Origin of the sequence: Pseudoalteromonas sp. 5Ae-yellow (genome assembly GCF_014077565.1) — a bacterium.
Taxonomy (GTDB): domain Bacteria; phylum Pseudomonadota; class Gammaproteobacteria; order Enterobacterales; family Alteromonadaceae; genus Pseudoalteromonas.
On the sequence record NZ_JACGWD010000222.1, the window covers coordinates 1 to 242 of the forward strand.

1 pseudogene is annotated in these 242 nt (G+C 49.6%); it reads left to right on the top strand.

The annotated features are described in order from the left end of the window. Positions 1–242 (top strand): annotated as a pseudogene (locus H4J63_RS20695) (IS4 family transposase); the annotation flags it as partial.

Below are 242 nucleotides of genomic sequence, written 5' to 3' on the forward strand. Positions count from 1 at the left end.
GATGAGTGCAGGCACCAAACACATCCACATTGCACAAAAAGGAGGAAGAAAAGCCCGAAGCGCAACACTGGATATCACCTATGCGCCAGTGACACTCAAAGCGCCTTACAATAAGAAAGGACGCTCCCTCCCAGTTTACTATGTCGGCAGTGCAGAGAGAGGAAACGCTGAGAACGGCTTAAGCTGGCACCTATTAACCAGTGAACCAGTCACCAGCAAAGAAGACGCCTTAGCTATCATCA